The organism is Notoacmeibacter marinus (assembly GCF_002238045.1).
GTDB classification, from domain to species: Bacteria; Pseudomonadota; Alphaproteobacteria; order Rhizobiales; family Rhizobiaceae; genus Notoacmeibacter; species Notoacmeibacter marinus.
Genome location: NZ_NBYO01000002.1, coordinates 827,072 through 846,318, shown reverse-complemented (window position 1 = coordinate 846,318; position 19,247 = coordinate 827,072). Strand labels below are relative to the sequence as shown.

At 63.4% G+C, this 19,247-nt stretch carries 17 protein-coding genes; 10 read left to right on the top strand and 7 right to left on the bottom strand.

What is annotated here, in order from left to right; translation table 11 throughout:
- The 5 genes from B7H23_RS12135 to B7H23_RS12115 form a co-directional block, all read right to left on the bottom strand.
- Nucleotides 1-1,890 carry a nitric oxide reductase activation protein NorD gene (locus B7H23_RS12135; RefSeq protein WP_094077631.1) on the bottom strand — a complete coding sequence of 630 codons (1,890 nt, stop codon included), beginning with the start codon at nt 1,888-1,890 and terminating at the stop codon, nt 1-3.
- 5 nt (nt 1,891-1,895) lie between these two features.
- A complete protein-coding gene (locus B7H23_RS12130) occupies nt 1,896-2,693 on the bottom strand; it encodes a CbbQ/NirQ/NorQ/GpvN family protein (RefSeq protein WP_094077630.1) in 798 nt (265 codons plus the stop codon).
- A 2-nt stretch (nt 2,694-2,695) separates the two neighbouring features.
- Nucleotides 2,696-4,066 carry a cbb3-type cytochrome c oxidase subunit I gene (locus B7H23_RS12125; protein ID WP_094077629.1) on the bottom strand — a complete coding sequence of 457 codons (1,371 nt, stop codon included), beginning with the start codon at nt 4,064-4,066 and terminating at the stop codon, nt 2,696-2,698.
- Between the two features lie 12 nt (nt 4,067-4,078).
- The gene (locus B7H23_RS12120) at nt 4,079-4,531 is read right to left on the bottom strand and encodes a c-type cytochrome (RefSeq protein WP_094077628.1); all 453 of its coding nucleotides are present in this window, start codon (nt 4,529-4,531) and stop codon (nt 4,079-4,081) included.
- A 186-nt stretch (nt 4,532-4,717) separates the two neighbouring features.
- Nucleotides 4,718-5,416: a Crp/Fnr family transcriptional regulator gene (locus B7H23_RS12115; protein WP_094077627.1), complete on the bottom strand. Its 699-nt coding sequence runs from the start codon at nt 5,414-5,416 to the stop codon at nt 4,718-4,720.
- A gap of 148 nt (nt 5,417-5,564) precedes the next feature.
- Between B7H23_RS12115 and B7H23_RS12110 the strand changes: the two genes are divergently transcribed.
- Genes B7H23_RS12110 through B7H23_RS12100 form a run of 3 tightly spaced genes read left to right on the top strand, consistent with a single transcriptional unit; the run spans nt 5,565 to nt 8,025 of the window.
- Nucleotides 5,565-5,996, top strand: a complete 432-nt coding sequence (locus tag B7H23_RS12110; RefSeq protein WP_094077626.1) for a pseudoazurin — start codon at nt 5,565-5,567, stop codon at nt 5,994-5,996.
- A 50-nt stretch (nt 5,997-6,046) separates the two neighbouring features.
- The gene (gene nirK / locus B7H23_RS12105; RefSeq protein ID WP_094077625.1) at nt 6,047-7,258 is read left to right on the top strand and encodes a copper-containing nitrite reductase; all 1,212 of its coding nucleotides are present in this window, start codon (nt 6,047-6,049) and stop codon (nt 7,256-7,258) included.
- A gap of 17 nt (nt 7,259-7,275) precedes the next feature.
- The gene (locus tag B7H23_RS12100) at nt 7,276-8,025 is read left to right on the top strand and encodes a formylglycine-generating enzyme family protein (RefSeq protein WP_094077624.1); all 750 of its coding nucleotides are present in this window, start codon (nt 7,276-7,278) and stop codon (nt 8,023-8,025) included.
- A gap of 86 nt (nt 8,026-8,111) precedes the next feature.
- On the opposite strand, the gene B7H23_RS12095 is transcribed toward B7H23_RS12100, so the two are convergent.
- Entirely contained in the window at nt 8,112-9,311 is a 1,200-nt protein-coding gene (locus B7H23_RS12095; RefSeq protein WP_094077623.1) for an NnrS family protein, read from the bottom strand.
- A 367-nt stretch (nt 9,312-9,678) separates the two neighbouring features.
- Here B7H23_RS12095 and B7H23_RS12090 point away from each other — a divergent pair, with 367 nt between their 5' ends.
- The 7 genes from B7H23_RS12090 to B7H23_RS12060 are packed head-to-tail and all read left to right on the top strand — an operon-like array spanning nt 9,679 to nt 18,278.
- A complete protein-coding gene (locus B7H23_RS12090) occupies nt 9,679-11,874 on the top strand; it encodes a NosR/NirI family protein (RefSeq protein ID WP_094077622.1) in 2,196 nt (731 codons plus the stop codon).
- A 2-nt stretch (nt 11,875-11,876) separates the two neighbouring features.
- A complete protein-coding gene (gene nosZ, locus B7H23_RS12085) occupies nt 11,877-13,796 on the top strand; it encodes a TAT-dependent nitrous-oxide reductase (RefSeq protein WP_094077781.1) in 1,920 nt (639 codons plus the stop codon).
- Between the two features lie 4 nt (nt 13,797-13,800).
- Entirely contained in the window at nt 13,801-15,057 is a 1,257-nt protein-coding gene (locus tag B7H23_RS12080) for a nitrous oxide reductase family maturation protein NosD (protein WP_094077621.1), read from the top strand.
- The gene (locus B7H23_RS12075) at nt 15,054-15,959 is read left to right on the top strand and encodes an ABC transporter ATP-binding protein (RefSeq protein ID WP_094077620.1); all 906 of its coding nucleotides are present in this window, start codon (nt 15,054-15,056) and stop codon (nt 15,957-15,959) included. Before B7H23_RS12080 ends, B7H23_RS12075 begins: the two co-directional genes overlap by 4 nt.
- Nucleotides 15,956-16,786, top strand: a complete 831-nt coding sequence (locus B7H23_RS12070) for an ABC transporter permease (protein WP_094077619.1) — start codon at nt 15,956-15,958, stop codon at nt 16,784-16,786. Before B7H23_RS12075 ends, B7H23_RS12070 begins: the two co-directional genes overlap by 4 nt.
- Nucleotides 16,783-17,325 (top strand): nitrous oxide reductase accessory protein NosL, encoded by a 543-nt coding sequence (locus B7H23_RS12065; RefSeq protein ID WP_094077618.1) that lies wholly within the window; start codon nt 16,783-16,785, stop codon nt 17,323-17,325. Before B7H23_RS12070 ends, B7H23_RS12065 begins: the two co-directional genes overlap by 4 nt.
- Nucleotides 17,322-18,278, top strand: coding sequence for an FAD:protein FMN transferase (locus B7H23_RS12060; protein WP_094077617.1), 957 nt, complete (start codon nt 17,322-17,324; stop codon nt 18,276-18,278). Before B7H23_RS12065 ends, B7H23_RS12060 begins: the two co-directional genes overlap by 4 nt.
- Nucleotides 18,279-18,285: 7 nt before the next feature.
- On the opposite strand, the gene B7H23_RS12055 is transcribed toward B7H23_RS12060, so the two are convergent.
- Complete coding sequence (locus B7H23_RS12055) at nt 18,286-19,026, bottom strand: Crp/Fnr family transcriptional regulator (RefSeq protein ID WP_206608897.1); 741 nt, start codon at nt 19,024-19,026, stop codon at nt 18,286-18,288.
- Nucleotides 19,027-19,247: the final 221 nt, after the last annotated feature.

Sequence of the window (19,247 nt, the reverse complement as noted above, 5' to 3'; positions counted from 1 at the left end):
TCAGCTCTCCACGGTCAGTCGCCGGTAGATTTCCGGCAGGGCACGGGTCAGGCGCTTCGGGTGGGGCAGAAGGTGGAATCCGCCGCGCCCGAAGATGCGCGCGAACCAGTCCTGCCCGTCCTCATCGACGATCACGCCATGGACGATCTGCCCGGCGCGACGTGCTTCAGCGACGGCGACGCGGCTGTCCTCGATCCCGTGCTGGCCCTCGTAATGGTCCAGATCGTTGGGTTTGCCGTCCGTCAGCACGATCAGAAGACGCCGCGCGGCGGTCTCTTCGCCAAGGCGATGGCTGGCATGACGGATCGCCGCGCCGAGCCGTGTGTAGTGGCCCGGCTTCAGCGCGCCGATCCGTTCGGTCACGGCGTGATCCATCGGCTGGTCGAACCCCTTGCAACGGGTGACGAAAACACGGTCGCGTCGCAGCGACGAAAACCCCCATATGCCGAGGCGGTCGCCAGCCGCATCGATCCCGCCCGCCAGCACCGCCAGAGCGTCGCGCGCCACTTCGATGACCGAGGTGTCGCCGACGGCCGCTTCGGTGGAGCGGGAGGTGTCGATCAGGAAGGCGACCGACAGATCGCGTTCGATCTGCCGCGAGGCCTGCCAGATGCGGTCGCTGCCCCGACCGGTCGCTGCCAGATCGGCGCGCGCGGCGATCAGCGCGTCGAGGTCCAGTTCGGTGCCGTCGATCTGGCGCGGCTGTACGATGCGGCGCGGCCGCAGCGCCTCGAATTGCCGGCGGACGGCGCGGACACTCTTGGCGTCCGGTGTGAAGCCGTTTCCGGGTTCCGGGATCGCGTCCGCTTCCAGAACGCGGCAATGGCCGTCCATGTAGCTGCGCGAGCGGAAATTCCATTCGGCATAGGTGTGTTCGCCGGCCAGGCGCTCGTGATCGGCGTCGGCGGGCGACAGATCCAGATGAAGGCGCAGCCGCGTGGCGGCGCGCTTGTCGTTGCGCGTCAGTGAGATGTTGTCCTGATCGTCCGCCGCCTTCTGCGCGTTCTCGTCATCGTCGTCGTCGACGCTGCGGTTGAGGTTCATCGACTCGACCCAGCTCAGGATCGATTCGAAACGGTGGACGATCAGGCTGTCCTTGCGGTTGGCCTGGTCGAGATCGCGGCGGAACGCCATTTTGCGTTTGGTGGTCGCCACGCCGGGCGGTGGCGCGCCCGCGTCGTCCGTTGTTTCGGATGAGGCCGGGCCGCTGCCGGGCCGGGACAGGTGCAACCATATGGGAACAGGCAGGAAGGGCAGCGGCTGGCGCGCGCCATTGTCTCGTTTGCCCTGAAGTTCGATAGGCGGCGTGCCGGAAAGAACGTTGCGGATCGCGGCCTCGATCATCGCTTCGTCCGGCGGGAGCGACAGGCGTGGGCGATAGGCCAGCACCTTTGCCGCCAATTGTTCGTACGCCTTTTCTAGACCGGGACATGTCCGGTGAACCCGCTCTATCAGCGCGGTGTTGATGACGATCTGCGTTTCGTCGCCCTCGTCTTCCGGCAGATCGTTCTCGTGGCAGAGTGCGGCCATCGCCGTCAGCCAGATATAGGCGGAGCGGTTCAGCGCCGGCTCGTCGAAACAGTCCATTGTTGGCGGCAGGCGCATGCATTCGCCGTCGAAGCCGGCCCGGTAGAAGGTCTCGCGGCCCGTGCCGAGCCGCCGGCGGAACGAGCGGCGATGCTGGACGGGAAGCGGCGCCGCCTCGCGCAGTTCGGTTCCCTTCGCGCCGCCCAGGGCGCGGAAGAGGATCGAGAGGCTCGTCCGCACCGATGACAGCGGCACGGCCGCATCGGGAAAGGCCGGCATGGCGCCGAGGCGGCTGGCATAGTCGTGCCAGATGTTGCCGACCGTCTCCTCCGGTTCCATCAGATCGAGCGGACGCAGCGCCATGATCGTTACCCGTAGATCGTGACGACGAGTTCGCGCAGGGCCGTCTTGACGTCGTCATCGTCGGTGAGCGGCTCGATCACCGCGACCTCCAGCGAACGCTCCACGCCCATGCCGCCGGCGATCAGCGTGGCCGCATAGATCAGCAGGCGGGTCGAGACGCCTTCCTCCAGATCCATGCCGGACAGGTTGCGGATATGACCGCCGAGCCGCACCAGCGGCGCGACGCGGCCCGGTTCGAGGCCGCTTTCTTGCGCGACGATGGCGATCTCGTCCTCCGGGGCCGGAAAACCGAAGGTGCAGGACAGGAAGCGCTGCCGCGTCGATGGCTTCATCCGCTTCAGCACGTTCTGATAGCCGGGATTGTAGCTGGCGACGAGCATGAAACCAGGTGGGGCATGAAGCTCTTCTCCCGTCCTGTCGATCATCAGGGTGCGGCGATTGTCGGTCAGCGGGTGGAGAACCACCGTCACATCCTTCCTCGCCTCCACGATCTCGTCGAGATAGCAGATCGCGCCTTCGCGAACGGCGCGGGTGAGCGGTCCGTCGACCCATTCGGTCTGTCCACCGCGCAGGAGATAGCGGCCGATGAGATCGGCGGCGGACAGATCGTCATGGCAGGCGACCGTGTAGAGCCGGCGGCCGAGGCGGGCCGCCATGTGCTCGACGAAGCGTGTCTTGCCGCAGCCGGTCGGCCCCTTCAGCAGAAGGGGCAAACCGTTATTGTGGGCCATCTCGAAGATCGTGCATTCATTACCGGTAGGGCGATAATAGGGAAGCCGATCCTCTTTTGCTGCAAGGCTCATGATCATTCCGCCGGTATCGGGGTGGATTCAGACGATGCCGGGTTCGACGCGCCGGGCGCGATCACCTCTTTGCGGCGGACGACCAGGAGGGCGTACATGAAGAGCAGGGCGCCGATGACCACCGCCAGGCCCGATCCCCAACGCATCACGTAGAAGATCGTCAGGCTGTCCTGCACATCCATGTAGTTCTGGCCCATGACACGCTGCATATGGGTCTGGATCGTGCCGGCAAAGGTCAGCGTGAAGGTCATGAAGCACATGCCGCCGGTCATCAGCCAGAACGACGCCATGTTGAGCACCTGGTTGTAGGGTTCACGCTGCTTCAAGAGCGGCATGGCGTAGGTGAACATTGCCAGGTTGAGCGCGACGTAAGCGCCGTAGAAGGCGAGGTGGCCGTGCGCCGCGGTGATCTGCGTGCCGTGGCTGTAGAAGTTCACGCCATGCAGCGTGTGCAGAAAGCCCCAGACGCCAGCGCCGAAGAAGGCGACGGTGCTCGCGCCGAGCGACCAAAGAAGCGCCGCCTTGTTCGGATGGTTGCGCCGGCCCTTCCAGACCATGACGAAGGCGAAGGACATCATCAGGAAGAAAGGAACGACCTCGAACGTGGAGAATATCGAGCCGAGCCACTGCCAGTAGCCGGGGGTGCCGATCCAGTAATAATGGTGGCCCGTTCCGAGAATACCGGAGAAGAGCGCCGTGGCGACGATGACGTAGAGCCATTTCTCCACGACCTCGCGGTCGACGCCCGTCAGCTTGAGCAGGATGAAGGCGAGGATCGAGGCCATCACCAGTTCCCAGGTCGCTTCGACCCAAAGATGGACGACGAACCACCAGTACATCTTGTCGAGGCTGAGGTTCTCCGGGTTAATGAAGGCGAAGATCCACAGCAGCGAAAGTAGCCACAGCCCCATCAGAAGGACATTGGTGATGGCCGTCTTGCGCCCCTGTAGAACCGTCATCGTGACGTTGATGAGGAACATCACCGCAGCGACCAGAATGCCGAGCTTGACCCAGAGGGGCTGCTCCAGGAATTCCCGGCCGCCATGGATTTCGAAGGCGTAGCTGACGACGGCGCCGAGCGTGCCCACCATGAGGATGACGAGCTGGATATAGGCCATGACCGGCGACCAGATTTCGCGCTCGCTCTCTTCTGGAATGAGGAAATAGGCCGCGCCGAAAAAGCCGAGCAGAAGCCAGACGATCAGCGCGTTGGTGTGCATCATGCGCAGAATGTGGAAGGGGAAAATCTCCGCCAGAAAATTGGGCGCGACATAAACCCAGCCTGCGACAAGCCCGACCAGGACCTGCACGGCGAAGAGAGCCAGCGCGCAGAGAATGTACGGGTAGGCGATCTTTTGCGTTTGATATTTCATCGGTCCGTCTCCTCAACCCGCATCGTTGGGCGGCCAGCCCTGAAGGTTCGTTTGGTCGGCCCAGCGCAGGAATTCCGCCAGGCCGCGCTTGTCTTCCTCGGTCAATTCGAAATGCGGCATCTGCCGCCGGCCCTCGATGCCGCTCGGCTGCGCCTCTATCCAGGCATCGAGGACTTCGAACGCTCCCTCCGGATCGTCCTGAACACCCCAGCGCGTCATCACATTGCCGAGCTCCGGCGCGAAATAGGCGCCCTCGCCATGCAGCGTGTGACAGTTGATGCAACTGTGGCGTTCCCACACCGACTTGCCGTGCGCGACGGCTTCGGTCAGGGGCGCGCCGGCCGTCGATGTGTTGACGATGTGATAGTGGCTGTGGACCGCCAGAGCGATGAACACGACGACGAAGAACAGCGAGCCGCCATAGAAGATGTTCCGCGCCCGCGATTTGGTCAGCATCTCGGCCATCCGCAGGTCTCCTTTCCCGGTTGCAATTCCCTTCTGTCTAGTCAGCGCGAGCGCAGGCGAGTTTGCGCCAACGCAACGTTCGGAACGATCATTCGGAAAGGCCGGCGGCCGGAACGCCTGCAAATGGCGAACCAGAGGCGGCATCGATGACGATGAATGCTGGGAAAGCGCGATCCGCGTCGCGGCTCAGGCCGGTCGGGCGGTGCTGAGAGCCGTCAGGCTCTGTGGTTCGCAGACCATGATCTGCTTGCGCCGGCTCTCGACGATCCCCTGTTTCTGCCACGCGCTGAGAAGACGGCTGACCGTATGCAGGGTCGTGCCCGTCATGTCCGACAGATCCTGCCTTGTGATCGGAAAATCGATGAGAATGCCGCCCTCGGCCTTACGGCCCGTCTGGTCGACCAGACGCAGAAGCGTACTGGCCACGCGCTGCTCCACATGCAGGACCGACAATTCGATGATGCGGGTCTGCATCTCGCCGAGCCGTTCGCCGACGGTGCGGTAAGTCTCCGTGGCAAAGCCCTCGTAGCGGGCGATGAATTGCGGCCACAAACTCATCGGCCACCACAAGACGATCGCTTCGGAGACCGTCTCGACGGTTGCCGGATAGGTCGACCGGCCAAGCGCCCGCGCGATTCCGAAAAGCTGGCCCGCCGGCACGTGGAGCGCCGTCACATGCTCGCCTTCAGGGGTAATGTGCAAGGCGCGCACCGTGCCGTCCAGCAGGAGGTAGAACCGTCCTGCGTCCTCGCTCTCATGATAGACCGTTGCTCCCTCTTCGAAGCGCTGGGAGGTGGCGAGATCGAGGATTTCACGGATCTGCTCGCGGCCAAGCAGCGAGAAGGGCGGCAGATGAGCGAGGAGGCTTTCGTCTAGCTTGGCCACTGTTCCATCCTAGCGTTTCCTACGATCCTGCCGGATTTGCGGCCGGCCCTGCCACGACCGGATCAAAGTTTGTTCTGGCGCAATATGCCTGTGCGACATCCTTCCTAAAAGAGGGTGTTCGACATTCCAATACAGAAAGGAAATGGCAATGTTCGCCAGGATCAGCGCAGCGATGGTGATCGCACTCGCACTCGCGGGCGCAGCAACGGCCGCTACCGTCGAAGTGGAAATGCTGAACAAGGGCGAGGAGGGCACGATGGTGTTCGAACCCGCCTTCGTTCGGATTCAGCCCGGCGATACGGTCAAGTTCATCGCCGCGGATAAGGGGCACAACGCCGAATCCATCAAGGGCATGATCCCCGAAGGGGCCGAGCCCTTTGCCGGCAAGATCAACGAAGAGATCGAAGTCACGCTGGAAGCGCCGGGCATCTATGGCGTCATGTGCAAGCCGCACTTCGCCATGGGCATGGTGATGACCATTGCCGTCGGCGACGAGGCCGAGATGCCAGCCAACTACCTGGAAGGCCGGTTGCCGCCGAAAGCCAAGCAACGGCTGGAAAATTCTCTCTCCAACCTCTGAACACGGCCCTCAACCGATGGCCTCGATGTCCTACACAATAGGAGAATGACATGACCAAATCGAACGAAAGCGGATCGGTCTCCGCAACACGCCGGACCGTCCTCCTCGGCACAGCGCTGGCCGGCGCCGCGACATTGACGGGAGCCGCTGCAACGGCTGCCCCGACCGCGGGCACGATCATGCCCAAAATGCCGAAAATGCCGAACCCGGCCATTCTTCGGGTGCAGCAGGAGAAAGCCGCTCCAGCCGATCTGACCGGCTATGAACGGGTCAAACAGGAACTGGTAAGGCCGCCCTTTGCGCCCAAGCACGACCAGGTCGCCAGCGGCGATCCGAAAATCGTAGAGATCACGATGACCGTCGACGAGAGGCTGATGGTCGTCGACGAAGACAGCGGCGCATCGATCTGGGCTATGACCTATCACGGGTCCGTTCCGGGCCCGCTCATCATCGTCCATCAGGACGATTATGTCGAACTGACGCTGCGCAGCCCGTCGAAGAACCAGCTGGAGCACAATATCGACTTCCACGCCTCCACGGGCGCGCTCGGCGGCGGTGGGCTCACCCACATCTACCCGGGCGAGGAAACCGTGCTGCGCTGGAAAGCCACGAAGGCCGGTCTCTTCACCTATCACTGCGCGCCCGGCGGCGCGATGATCCCCTACCATGTCTGCCACGGCATGAACGGGGCTGTCATGGTTCTGCCCCGCGACGGTCTGAAGGACGGCGACGGCAATCCGCTGCGCTATGACGAGATCGCCTATATTGGCGAGCAGGACTACTATCTGCCGAAGAACGCCGACGGAACCTACAAGACCTACGCCAATGCCGGCGACGATTACGCGGATTCGCTGGAAGCCATGCGGACGCTGACGCCGACGCATTCGGTCTTCAACGGTGCAGTCGGAGCGCTGACCGGCTCTAATGCGCTGAAGTCGGAAGTCGGCAAGACCGTCCTGATGATTCACAATCAGGCCAACCGCGATACACGGCCGCACCTGATCGGCGGTCATGGCGATTATGTCTGGGAGAGCGGATCGTTCACCGACGCACCTCAGACCGGCCTCGAAACGTGGTTCATCCGCGGCGGCAGCGCCGGCGCAGCGATATACACCTTCAAGCAGCCGGGCGTCTACGCCTACGTCAACCACAATCTGATCGAGGCCGCTCTTCTGGGCGCAACTGCCCATTTCGTGGTCGATGGCGAATGGGACAACGCGCTGATGGAGCAGGTGGTCGCACCGCGCACATCGGAAACCTGAATTGAAGGGTCCCTGAGATGAGAGTTCCCACTGCCACGCATGTTCTCATCCTGGCCGGTATCGGTCTGGCCGGGATTGCCGTGACAGCGGGGGCTCTCGCTTTTGTCGACTGGGGCGGGCGATCCGGCGATCTATCGGTCCTGCCGGAAACCGTTCCCGTCAGACTTGTCGTCGAAGGCCGGCCGAAAACACTTTGGGTTCAGCCTTATGAACTGTCGGTCGCAGAGTGGAACGTCTGCCACGAGGATGGCGGTTGCGATCTGAAACTGCGCTCCAGCACCGGAGCCGATCCGGCGCGTCTGCCGGCGACCGGCCTCAATCACGACGACGCTATGCAATATGTTCGCTGGGTCAGCGAGCGGACCGGCCATTCCTTCCGTCTGCCAAGCGCGGCCGAATGGGCTGAGATGGCGAAAACCGTTATGCCGGAAAAGGCCGATCCGATCTTCGACGCGCCCGAGTTGAGCTGGGCGTCCGCCTATGTCCTCGACGAGCAAAAGAGCCGGACACTCAAACTGATCGGCTCCCACTCCCGATCACCAGATGGTATCGGCGATCTGGACGGACCGGTCTGGGAATGGACACATGACTGCTACTCCAGCAACATCGATCCCGAACACTGCCCGGCCTTTCTTGTTGCCGGCGAGCATGTGACCACCATTCCCTTTCTGGAACGAGACCCGGCGCGGGGCGGCTGCGCCGTCGGCTCGCCCCCCGCGCATCTCGGCCTGCGCCTCGTGACGGATGACGAACCGCCCACCGACTGATTTGCGGGCTTGTCTGAGTTGCCCCACGAAAATTGCCTCCGGCAGCGGACAAACAAGCCGGTTGGCCCCCATCCGCTCAGAACTTGTCATACGCTGCGTTTGCGCTGCTGAAGAAGCGCCGGTCCGTAGGCCAAGGCGAAGCCGAAAAAGGCGATGCACCACAAGATACCGGCAATCTCCAACATCGCCGGCAGGGACACGAAGGATTGCGCGAAGCGAAGGGCCATTGCGCCGGTGATGGCCAGGTAGATGACGACCGTCCATCGATCCGCGTGGAGCCGTTGGCCGGTATGGCCGAGCGTTGCGCGTGTCATGACGGCCAGCGTCATCGTGCCGATCGCGCCGGCCATCCACAGATGCTGGGCCGCCTGAAGCGGGACCGCTGCCGGCCAGAGGATCGCGGCACCGACGGCCAGTGCGCCGAGCGGCACGAACAGATAGGCGATGTGAAGGATCGCGACCAGCGCTTCGGCATGGGTCAGGATACCCCGCCAGCGGGCGAGCCGGAATAGATGGCCGAAACCGAGGAGAATGAGCGCAAGGCCGGTCAGAAAATATTGCGGCAGCAGCACCCAAAGCAAAAGGGCGCCAATGCTGAACAGGAGCAGCCCCTTATCGTAAGGTTGCATCGGCGGCACCGGCAGCACCGTGCTTTTCTGCTGGACCAGCCAGTTGCGGGTGAAGGAGGGGATGATCCTGCCGCCAATGACGGCGATCATCGTCAAAGCCGCACCGAGGCCGAGTCGGATGCCGAAACCACCTGCCGGATAGCCGCCCCATGCCGCTTCCAGATGATAGAGCAGGTTGGCGAGCGTGAAGACCGCCAGCAGCGCCAGGACGATCAGGTTGCGCCAGTTCTTCCCCGCGACGATTTCACGCAGGATGACCGCGCCGAGCAGAACGGTGAATGCCAGATCCAGCGCGGCAACCAAAACCGGATTGAGATAGGCCGAGAAGAAAATCGCGACGCGCCCGGCAAGCCATATCGCCGCCAGCAATCCGAGAGGCCAGCCGACCACTGGCAGTCGTCCCGTCCAGTTCGGCACCGCCGTCAGCAGAAAACCGGCGATGATGACGCTGAGATAGCCGAAGAGAAAGGCGTGGGCGTGCCATGACACGGGGTCGAAACGCGAAGGCAGGGACAGCGCGCCGGACAGCGTCACGATCCAGACGACCATGGCGAAGCCGGCCCACAGCGCGCCGAAAAGGAAGAATGGCCGAAAACCGTAGGATAGCAGGGCCGGACCCTGCCAACGCCGTATCTGTTCTGCGGACGATAGCGGCATGGGTTACTCGCTGAAGGGTTGGAGCGCCTGACCGACCGGTTCTTATGCGTCGTCACGAGCGCATTGGCTGTTCGATATGGCGCAAGGCTCTCGATTTTGACGTCGACTTTGGCACACGATCCCAAGGCCGGACTTGACTTTGGTCAGGTTTCGCCTGGGATCGGGAGCGTCGAATGTCGTTTATGGTCGCCCGACCAAGGGGGTCCGACCGTTCGGCGTTCATTCCTTGCGTCATCTTTCCTCAACGAAGCGCCTTTCGCCTGACTTTGGTCAAGTCGCCATGGCCGTCGATCGGCAAGTGTCAGAATGAGTTTGAACGACACCAATTCGGGAATGGACAGTGGCTCGGCGATTCTGGGTGACCGGCATGATGGCGGTGCTTGCCATCCTGGCCCTTTCGGTTCCGGGATACGCGGCACCGCTTCTCAACACCTATCTCGACGATGTGCCCGTAGCGGAGATCGTGCCCGGCGCCCAGAGCTACGGGACGCCGTTGGCCGAAGGTGCGGTGGTGCCGGCCGTTCGGAACGGCGAGACGCTGGGCCATGTCTTTCTGACCTCGGATTTTGTCACGACGACAGGCTATTCCGGCAAGCCAATTCATATTCTCGTCGGGGTCGACGCCGATGCGAAGGTGACGGGCCTTCGCATGGTCGAGCACTCCGAGCCGATCGTGCTGATCGGCATTCCGGAATCGAAAATCAACGCTGTCATCGACCGCTATGTCGGTCTCGATCTGATCGCAGAAGCCGAAGCTGGGGGCTCCGCCCACGATCTCGACATCGTTTCCGGCGCAACGGTCACGATCATGGTGATCGACGATTCCATCGTGCGGGCGGGACTGAAGGTCGCCCGCTCGCTCGGTCTCGGCGGACTGATGGTCGAGGAAACGTCCGGCATCACGAAAACGCTGAAAGCCGATCCCGATCCGGCGATTGTCGACTGGCCGACCCTGGCGGGCGACGGGTCGATCCGGCCGCTGACGCTCGATGTGGGGCAGGTCAATGCCGCCTTCGCCGCGTTGGGCGATGAACGGGCGAGCGCCCGGCCCGAACCCGGCGATCCGTCCGACCCCTTTGTCGATATGCGCATGGCGCTGGTCTCGGTGCCGGAGATCGGCAAAAGCCTTCTCGGCCCGGCGGAATACGGCAATCTGCAAAGCTGGCTTAGTGAAGGCGAACACGCCATACTCGTTGCCGGACGAGGTCGCTATTCGTTCAAGGGATCGGGCTATGTGCGCGGCGGCATTTTCGACCGTATCCAGCTCGTGCAAGGCGACGTTTCGGTGCGCTTCTTCGACCGGCAGCACCGGCGTCTCGGCAGAATCGCAGCCGAAGGGGCGCCATCCTTCAACGAACTCGATCTGTTCAGAATTCCTGCGGATGTCGGCTTCGATCCGGCCGAGCCGTTCCGTTTGCAGCTTCTGGTTCAGAGGCCGGTGGGGCCGATCGACAAGGTGTTCACGACCTTCGATCTCGGCTACGTCCTGCCGGACCGTTTCGTCGAGACGGTCTCTCCCGAGCCCCCTACCGCCGAACCGCAAGTGTCCGGCGAACTGGCCGCTTCCGATCCCGGCGAACTGACCCATCTGTGGAAGCGGATCTGGGAGGCGAAGACTGTCGAAGTCGCCGTGCTCGGCGTAGCGCTGCTCGTTCTCACCGGCGTCTTCTTTTTTCAGATGCAGATCACGCGCAGCGAGCGCTTCACCTTCTGGTTCCGGATCGGTTTTCTCACTTTCACACTCTTTTTCCTCGGCTGGTACGCCAACGCGCAATTGTCCGTCGTCAATGTGCTGGCCTTCGTCTCGGCGGCAACGACCGATTTCTCCTGGTCGGCCTTTCTGATGGATCCGTTGATCTTCGTTCTGTGGTTCTCCGTTGCCGCTTCGCTTCTGTTCTGGGGGCGGGGCGTCTTCTGCGGCTGGCTCTGCCCGTTCGGAGCGCTGCAGGAATTGACCAACCGGCTGGCCAAACTCGCACGCATTCCGCAGATCACCGTGCCATGGGGCCTGCATGAACGGCTCTGGCCGCTGAAATACATCATCTTTCTGGGTCTCTTCGGCGTTTCGCTCTATTCACTCTCCCTGGCGGAGGAGCTGTCCGAAATCGAGCCTTTCAAGACGGCGATCATCCTGAAGTTCCAACGCGACTGGCCCTATGTCGCTTTCGTGGTGGCATTGCTTGCCGCGGGGCTGTTCATCGAACGCTTCTACTGCCGGTATCTCTGCCCGCTCGGCGCCGCGCTCGCCATTCCGGCGCGGCTGCGCATGTTCGACTGGCTCAAGCGCTACCGGGAATGCGGCAATCCCTGCAAGCGCTGCGCCAATGAATGCATGGTGCAAGCCATCCATCCCGAAGGGCACATCAATCCCAATGAGTGCCACCAGTGCCTGCATTGCCAGGTTCTCTACCAGAGCCCGACCAAGTGCCCGGTGGTCATCAAGCGCGATGCGAAACGCGCCAAATTCATGCGCAGCAACAGCCCCCATTCCTCCGCAATCAATCCGGCCGAACCGTCCAATAAGAGCCGGCCCACCCTCATCGAACCTACACAAGGAGCATGACGATGACCGACAAAACCACCAGGGGACTGGGCGTTTCGCGCCGCGATCTCCTTTCCGCCAGCGCCGTTGGCGCGGTTGCAGCCGGGACTGGTATCGGCGGCGCGATGCTGGCTGGCAACGCCATTTCGCCCGCCCGCGCGGAAACCGCCGGCGCGCCGCATCTGGCGCCCGGAGAACTCGACGAATATTACGGCTTCTGGTCGTCCGGCCAAACGGGCGAACTGCGCATTCTGGGCGTGCCGTCAATGCGCGAGCTAATGCGCGTGCCGGTGTTCAACCGCTGCTCGGCCACCGGCTGGGGCCAGACCAATGAGAGCCTGAAGATCCTGACCGAGGGCCTTCTGCCGGAAACCAAGGCCTATCTGGCCGCTCAGGGCAAGGTCACCTACGACAATGGCGACCTGCACCATCCCCACATGTCGTTCACCGACGGCACCTATGATGGCCGCTATCTGTTTATGAACGACAAGGCCAATACACGCGTGGCGCGTGTGCGCTGCGACGTCATGAAGTGCGACAAGATCATCGAGATCCCAAATGCGCACGACATTCACGGCATGCGGCCGCAGAAATATCCGCGCACGGGCTACATCTTCGCCAATGGCGAGCACGAAGCGCCGCTGCCCAATGACGGCCGGATCCTCGACGATCCGTCGGCCTATCGCTGCATCTACACCGCCATCGATGGCGACACGATGGAGGTGGCCTGGCAGGTGATCGTCGATGGCAATCTGGACAACACCGATTGCGACTATCAGGGCAAATACGCCTTCTCCACCTCCTACAATTCGGAGATGGGCGTCAACCTCGCCGAGATGACCGCGTCGGAGACCGACCATGTGGTGGTCTTCAACATCAAGCGGATCGAAGAGGGCGTCGCCGCCGGCGATTACACCGAAATGAACGGCGTGCCGGTCCTCGATGGCCGCAAGGGCTCGAAATATACGCGCTACATTCCGATCCCGAACTCGCCGCACGGCATCAACACCGCGCCGGACAAGAAGCATGTGGTCATCAACGGCAAATTGTCGCCGACCGTCTCGATCATGGATGTCGAGAAGCTCGACGCCCTGTTCGAAGGCGATGCCGATCCTCGCTCGGCCATTGTCGGCGAACCGGAACTCGGCCTCGGCCCGCTTCACACGGCCTATGACGGCCAGGGCAACGCCTTCACCACGCTGTTTCTCGACAGCCAGGTGGTGAAGTGGAACATCGGCAAGGCGATCCGCCAATATGCGGGCGAGGAGGTCGACCCGATCATCTCCAAGGTCGATGTCCACTACCAGCCGGGCCACAACTCCACGACGATGGGCGAGACCGCCGAGGCCGATGGCAAGTGGCTGATCTCGATGAACAAGTTCTCCAAGGACCGGTTCCTGAATGTCGGGCCGCTCAAGCCGGAATGCGAACAGCTGATCGACCTCTCATCGGACGAGATGAAAGTCGTGCACGACGGTGCGACCTTCGCCGAACCGCACGATTCCATTCTGGTGCATCGGTCGAAGGTGAGCCCGAAGGTCGTCTGGGACCGCGACGATCCGATGTGGGAGGATGCGCGCAAGCAGGCAGAGGCCGATGGCGTCGATCTGGAAGACGGTGCGCCGGAGCCGATCCGCGACGGCAACAAGGTGCGGGTCTACATGCACTCCGCCGCGCCGGTCTTCAGCCTCGACAAGTTCACGGTCAAGCAGGGCGACGAAGTCACGGTCTATGTGACAAATATCGACGACATCGACGATCTGACCCACGGCTTCACCCTGGCCAATTTCGGCGTCGCCATGGAGGTCGCGCCCAAAGCAACGGCCTCGGTGACGTTCATCGCCGACAGGCCCGGCGTCCACTGGTTCTACTGCCAGTGGTTCTGCCATGCGCTGCATATGGAAATGCGCGGCCGCATGTTCGTCGAACCGCGGGCGACCTGACGCCATGAAACCGGCTGCCGCGATCCTTGTTGCGTTCGTCGCCTGCTTCCCGGCGGTCACGGCCCATGCGGCCGAGATCGTCGTGGAGGCACGGCCCGGCGCGCTCGCGGCGGCCCTCGAAACGACCGCGTCGGGGGACGTGCTTCGCCTGTCTCCCGGCGCGTATAAAGGGCCGATCGTAATCGAGCGACCGCTGACGCTGCGCGGCGAAGGGGCGCATATCGAAGGGCCAGGCACCGGCACGGTCATCGTTGTCGATGCGCCCGATGTCACGGTTTCCAGCCTGCGCGTCACCGGTTCGGGTTCCTCGCACGAGACCCTCGATTCCGGCATCAAGCTGACGCAGAAGGCCGCCCGCGCCGTCATCGAAGACAATATCGTGACCGGCAATCTCCACGGCATCGACGTGCATGGCGCGGCCGACGCGCAGGTGCGGCGAAACACGATCACCGGCCGCGACGATCACCGCATGAACGCCAGGGGCAACGGCATCTATATCTGGAACGCGCCCGGCGTCGTTGTCGAAGACAATAGCGTGCGGCTCGGCCGCGACGGCATCTTCGTCAACACCAGCCACAATGACAGCTTCTACCGCAACCGCTTTTCGGAGCTGCGCTTCGCCATCCATTTCATGTATGCGAATGGCGCGGAGATCGCCGGCAATGTCTCGACCGGCAATCATCTGGGCTATGCGGTCATGTATAGCCGCCATATCCGCATGAGCGGCAATGTGTCGGATGGCGATCGCGACCACGGCATCATGCTGAACTACGCCAATGACGCGGCCATTGAGCGCAATCTGGTGCGCGATGGCGGCAAGAAATGCCTCTTCATGTACAATGCCAACCGCAACCGGATCGCCGACAACCGGTTCGAGCGTTGTCCGATCGGCATTCATTTCACCGCCGGTTCGGAGCGCAACGCCATCAGCGGCAACGCCTTTATCGGCAACCGGACGCAGGTCAAATATGTCGGCTCCAAACGCCATGACTGGAGCGAAGAGGGCCGGGGCAATTACTGGTCCGATCACGCCGCCTTCGACATCGATGGCGACGGCATCGCCGATCAGCCATTCCGGCCCAATGACCGGATGGACGAGGTGCTCTGGACCCAACCGGCGGCGCATCTGCTCGTCGGCAGCCCCGCCGTTCAGCTGATCCGCTGGGCGCAACGGGAATTTCCGGCCCTTCTGCCAGGCGGGGTGGTGGATACCGCGCCTTTGATGCAGCCCGTTCCGCTCAACGAAGGATCGCCCTCATGAGCGCAGTGCTGAAACTTGCGGCCGTGTCGAAGCGCTTTCAGAAGGTCGTCGCTCTCGACGATGTGTCGCTCGCTGTCGCGCCCGGCGAGCGCGTCGCGCTTCTGGGCCACAATGGCGCCGGCAAGACGACCCTTTTCCGGCTGGTCCTGGGCTTCATCCGGCCCGACGCCGGCGCGGTCACGATCGACGGCCATGCGCCGGGCGCCAATGCCGCCCGCATCGCCGTTTCCTATCTGCCGGAAAACGTCGCTTTTCCGAAAACGCTGACCGGGCGCGAAATCGCGCGCTTCTACGCCCGCCTGAAAGGGGCGCCGAAGGCCGACGCCGACAGGGCGCTCGAGCGGGTCGGCCTTGCCGACGCCATGAACAGACGGGTCGGCGGCTATTCGAAAGGAATGCGGCAAAGGCTCGGTCTGGCCCAGGCGCTGGTCGGCAGGCCTCGCCTGATGCTGCTGGACGAGCCTACATCCGGCCTCGATCCGATCTCGCGGCGCGATTTCTACGAACTTCTCGATGAGGTCGCGACGGCCGGCACCGCCGTTCTTCTGTCCTCGCACAGCCTCAGCGAGCTGGAAGCGCGGACCGACCGTGTCGCCATATTGCGGTCCGGCCGGCTGGTCGCCGATGCGCCGCTGGCGCAGTTGCAGGCCGACGCCGCCCTTCCCATCCGCATTCGCGTTCGGGCCCGTCCCGATCATGTCGAAGAGGTCTCGGCCCGGCTCGGCGGAGACCGTATAAATGGCCAGTCGGTCGAGCTTCTCTGCCCGCTGCCGCAGAAGATGGACCGGCTCGCCGCCATTTCCGCGCTCGGACCGCTGGTCACGGATTTCGACGTCGCGCAGCCCAGCCTCGACGACATCTACCGCCATTTTTCCGCCACCGGCACGGGAGGCGCGTCATGATCGGTCACATCACGGCTATCGCGGCGACCGAAATCCGCATCGGGTTCCGCAATCGCTGGGTGCTTCTGGCCACCGCCATTCTGGCGCTGTTCGCGCTGGTGCTGGCGTTTCTGGGGTCTGCCCCGACCGGCGACGTCAAGGTTGCGCCGCTGACGATCACCGTGGCCAGCCTCGCCACGCTCTCCGTCTATCTGGTGCCGCTGATCGCGCTTCTTCTGGCCTTCGATTCCATCGCCGGCGAGGTCGAGCGCGGCACCCTGCCGCTCCTGCTCGCGACCCCGGTGTCCAGAAGCGCCGTCATTCTTGGCAAGGCGCTCGGCCAACTTGCGATCGTCGCGGTGGCGATCGTCATCGGCTACGGGATCGCGGCGCTCGCCGTCATTGCGATGGCCGGCGGCGCGACCGACGGGTTGTCCGCGCTGCTGCGACTGCTCGCGACCAGTATCGCGCTCGGCGCGGCCTTCATCGCCATCGGAACCATCGCCAGCGCGTCCGTCCGGCAGACGGGCACGGCGGCGGCGCTCGCCGTCGGCATCTGGCTGGTCGCCGTCGTTCTCTACGATCTCGGCCTGCTCGGCGCGCTGGTCGCCGATCCGGACGGCGTGTTCGCCAGGACGGCCTTTCCGTTCCTGCTGCTGGCCAATCCCGCCGATGCGTTCCGCCTCTACAATCTGGCCGCGCTCGATATCGGCGCGGAGGCGACCGGCTTTGCCGGCGCCAGCGCAGCCTTGCCCTTCCCCGTCGAGACCGCCCTGCTGTCGCTCGGAATCTGGATCGTGGCGGCGCTCGGGGCGGCAAGCATCGTTTTCAGGAGGCTCGAACCATGAGATTTCTTGCCGTGCTGGCCACCGCTCTGCTGGCGGCGTGCCAGCCGCAGACCGCCGAAAAGCCGCGACCGGTTTCCATGACCGCCGAGGCGACCGGTCATTACTGCCAGATGATCGTACTGGAGCATGAGGGTCCGAAAGCGCAAGCCCATGTCGCCGGACTGGATCATCCGCTCTGGTTCAGCCAGGTCCGCGACGTGATCGCCTTTCTCCGAATGCCCGAAGAAACCGGGGAAGTGCGGGCCGTCTATGTGTCCGATATGAGCAAGGCATCGTCCTGGACCGAACCGGGACCGGACAACTGGACCGACGCGCAAACCGCCCATTACGTGATCGGCAGTGAGAGGCGGGGCGGCATGGGCGCGCCGGAAGCCGTCCCCTTTTCGGAGAAGGCGGAAGCCGAGGCGTTCGCCGAGGCGCATGGCGGCGAGATCGTCTCGCTCGCCGACATTCCGGACGCCTATGTGCTGGCGCCGGTGGACGTGACGCCAACCGGGGCGACCGAAGCGGGAAAAGACGAAGGGGAGGCGTCCCGATGAGCATCAATCGCCGCCGCTTCATCCAGATCGCCGCCGCTTCGTCGGCGTCGCTGCTGATGGCCGGCCCGGCCTTCGCCGCCGCCCATGTCCGCTGGTCCGGATTCGCCATGGGCGCCGGCGCTTCGCTCACCATAGCCGGCCTGCCGGAACAGGAAGCGCAGCCGCTGATTGCCGCGGCCCGTGCCGAGATCGAGCGGATGGAGACCCTGTTCAGCCTCTATCGGCCGGGCAGTGAAATCGTTCGGCTCAATCGCGATGGCCGCCTCGCCATGCCGTCGCAGGAGATGGTCGCGCTGCTGTCCATCGTCGGCACGGTCCACGAAGCGACGGACGGTCTGTTCGATCCGACCGTGCAACCGGTCTGGTCGCTATTGGCCCAAACCGGCGGCCGGCCGGATCGGGTCGCGCTCGATGCCGCGCTCGGCAAGGTCGGCTGGCAGGATGTTCGAATTGGTAGCGACGAGATCGCCTTCGCACGAGATGGCATGGCGCTGACGCTGAACGGTATCGCGCAGGGCTACGCCACCGATCGCGTCGCGGCGTTGCTCAAAAGTGCGGGCCTTGCCAATGTTCTGGTCTCCGTCGGCGAGATATCGGCGCTTGGCGAGCGGGAACCGGGCCAACCCTGGCGGGTCGGCCTGGCGGAAGCCGGCGACAGTGATGCAGAGGAGACGCTTGCGCTGACCGATATGGCCGTCGCAACGTCGGCTCCCAAGGGCACGTCGTTCGACGAAAGCGGGGCAGTCGGTCATATTCTTCATCCGAAGCGCGGGCCGGTCGCGGGCCAATGGCGGCGTATCAGCGTCATTCACTCATCGGCCGCCATAGCGGACGGGCTCTCGACGGGGTTTGCCCTGCTGCCGGCGAAAGGGTTGGCCGTGGCTCTTGCAAAGACGGGCGGCCGGGCCATCGCTGTCGACCGGCTTGGCGCACGCACCGTTTTGTCGGGCTAGGAAAGCCTCAGCCGCGCTTGCCCGAACGGATCACTTCGGCGCGTTCCTGATCGACGAAATTGCGCAACCGTTCAATATCGTCGATCAGCGCGACATTGTTCTTGATCTCCACGCCCTGGCCTTTCAGGCGGTGAAAGGCGCGCGACAGGCTTTCCGGTTTCATGCCGAGACGGGCGGCAATGAGGGTCTTGTCGTAAGGCAGAGCCAGCATGCAGGCGCCACTCTCCACACGCGTCAGGGATGAAAGAAATTCCGCAACCCTCTGCGCGCCCGTATGGGCTTTCAACTGTTCGATCTGCCGTATGAGCAAATGCAGATGCCGCGATGTGGACGCCAGCATGGCCAGGCCGATCTCCGGATTTTCCGCCATTCGCTTCTTGAGGTGACGAGCGGGAATACGCGCGATTCGCGATTCCGTCACGGCCTCGCCGCTCGCCGGATAGGCGCCGTCGATGAAGGCCGCGGCTTCGGCAAAATTCTGCCCATCGGTAAAGATGCCGACCACGGCTTCGTCGCCGCCCGGCGTAACACGGTAAACCTTGATCCAGCCTTCCAGCACCACGAAAAAGGCGTCCGCCGGCTCGCCCTGCAGGAACAGCACTTCGCCGCGCCCCGCCGTCATCACCGACGCGCCGGACAGGAGCGATTGCAGAACCGGCTCGTCCATGTCCTTGAAAAGGTTCGACCCGCGAATAATCTCAAGGTCGCCGGGCTGTAGAAGCAGTGCCGACGAAGATTTGGCCGACATCGGTTCATCGCAGTCGGGGATCTGTCTATGCAATTGTGCCCTCCCACTGAAGTGGGTACCGTGCGCCTGTTTGCCGGCTCGATGGTCGGATGTGCTGTCTTAGCCGTCAAATCATACCGAGGCCAGCCGCCGATGGCGCTATCGGCACGAATCCGAAACGGGCAGGCCGTGGTGCGGGCGCTTCATCTGATAATCCATATCAGTCGCGGCGATGTGCGGCG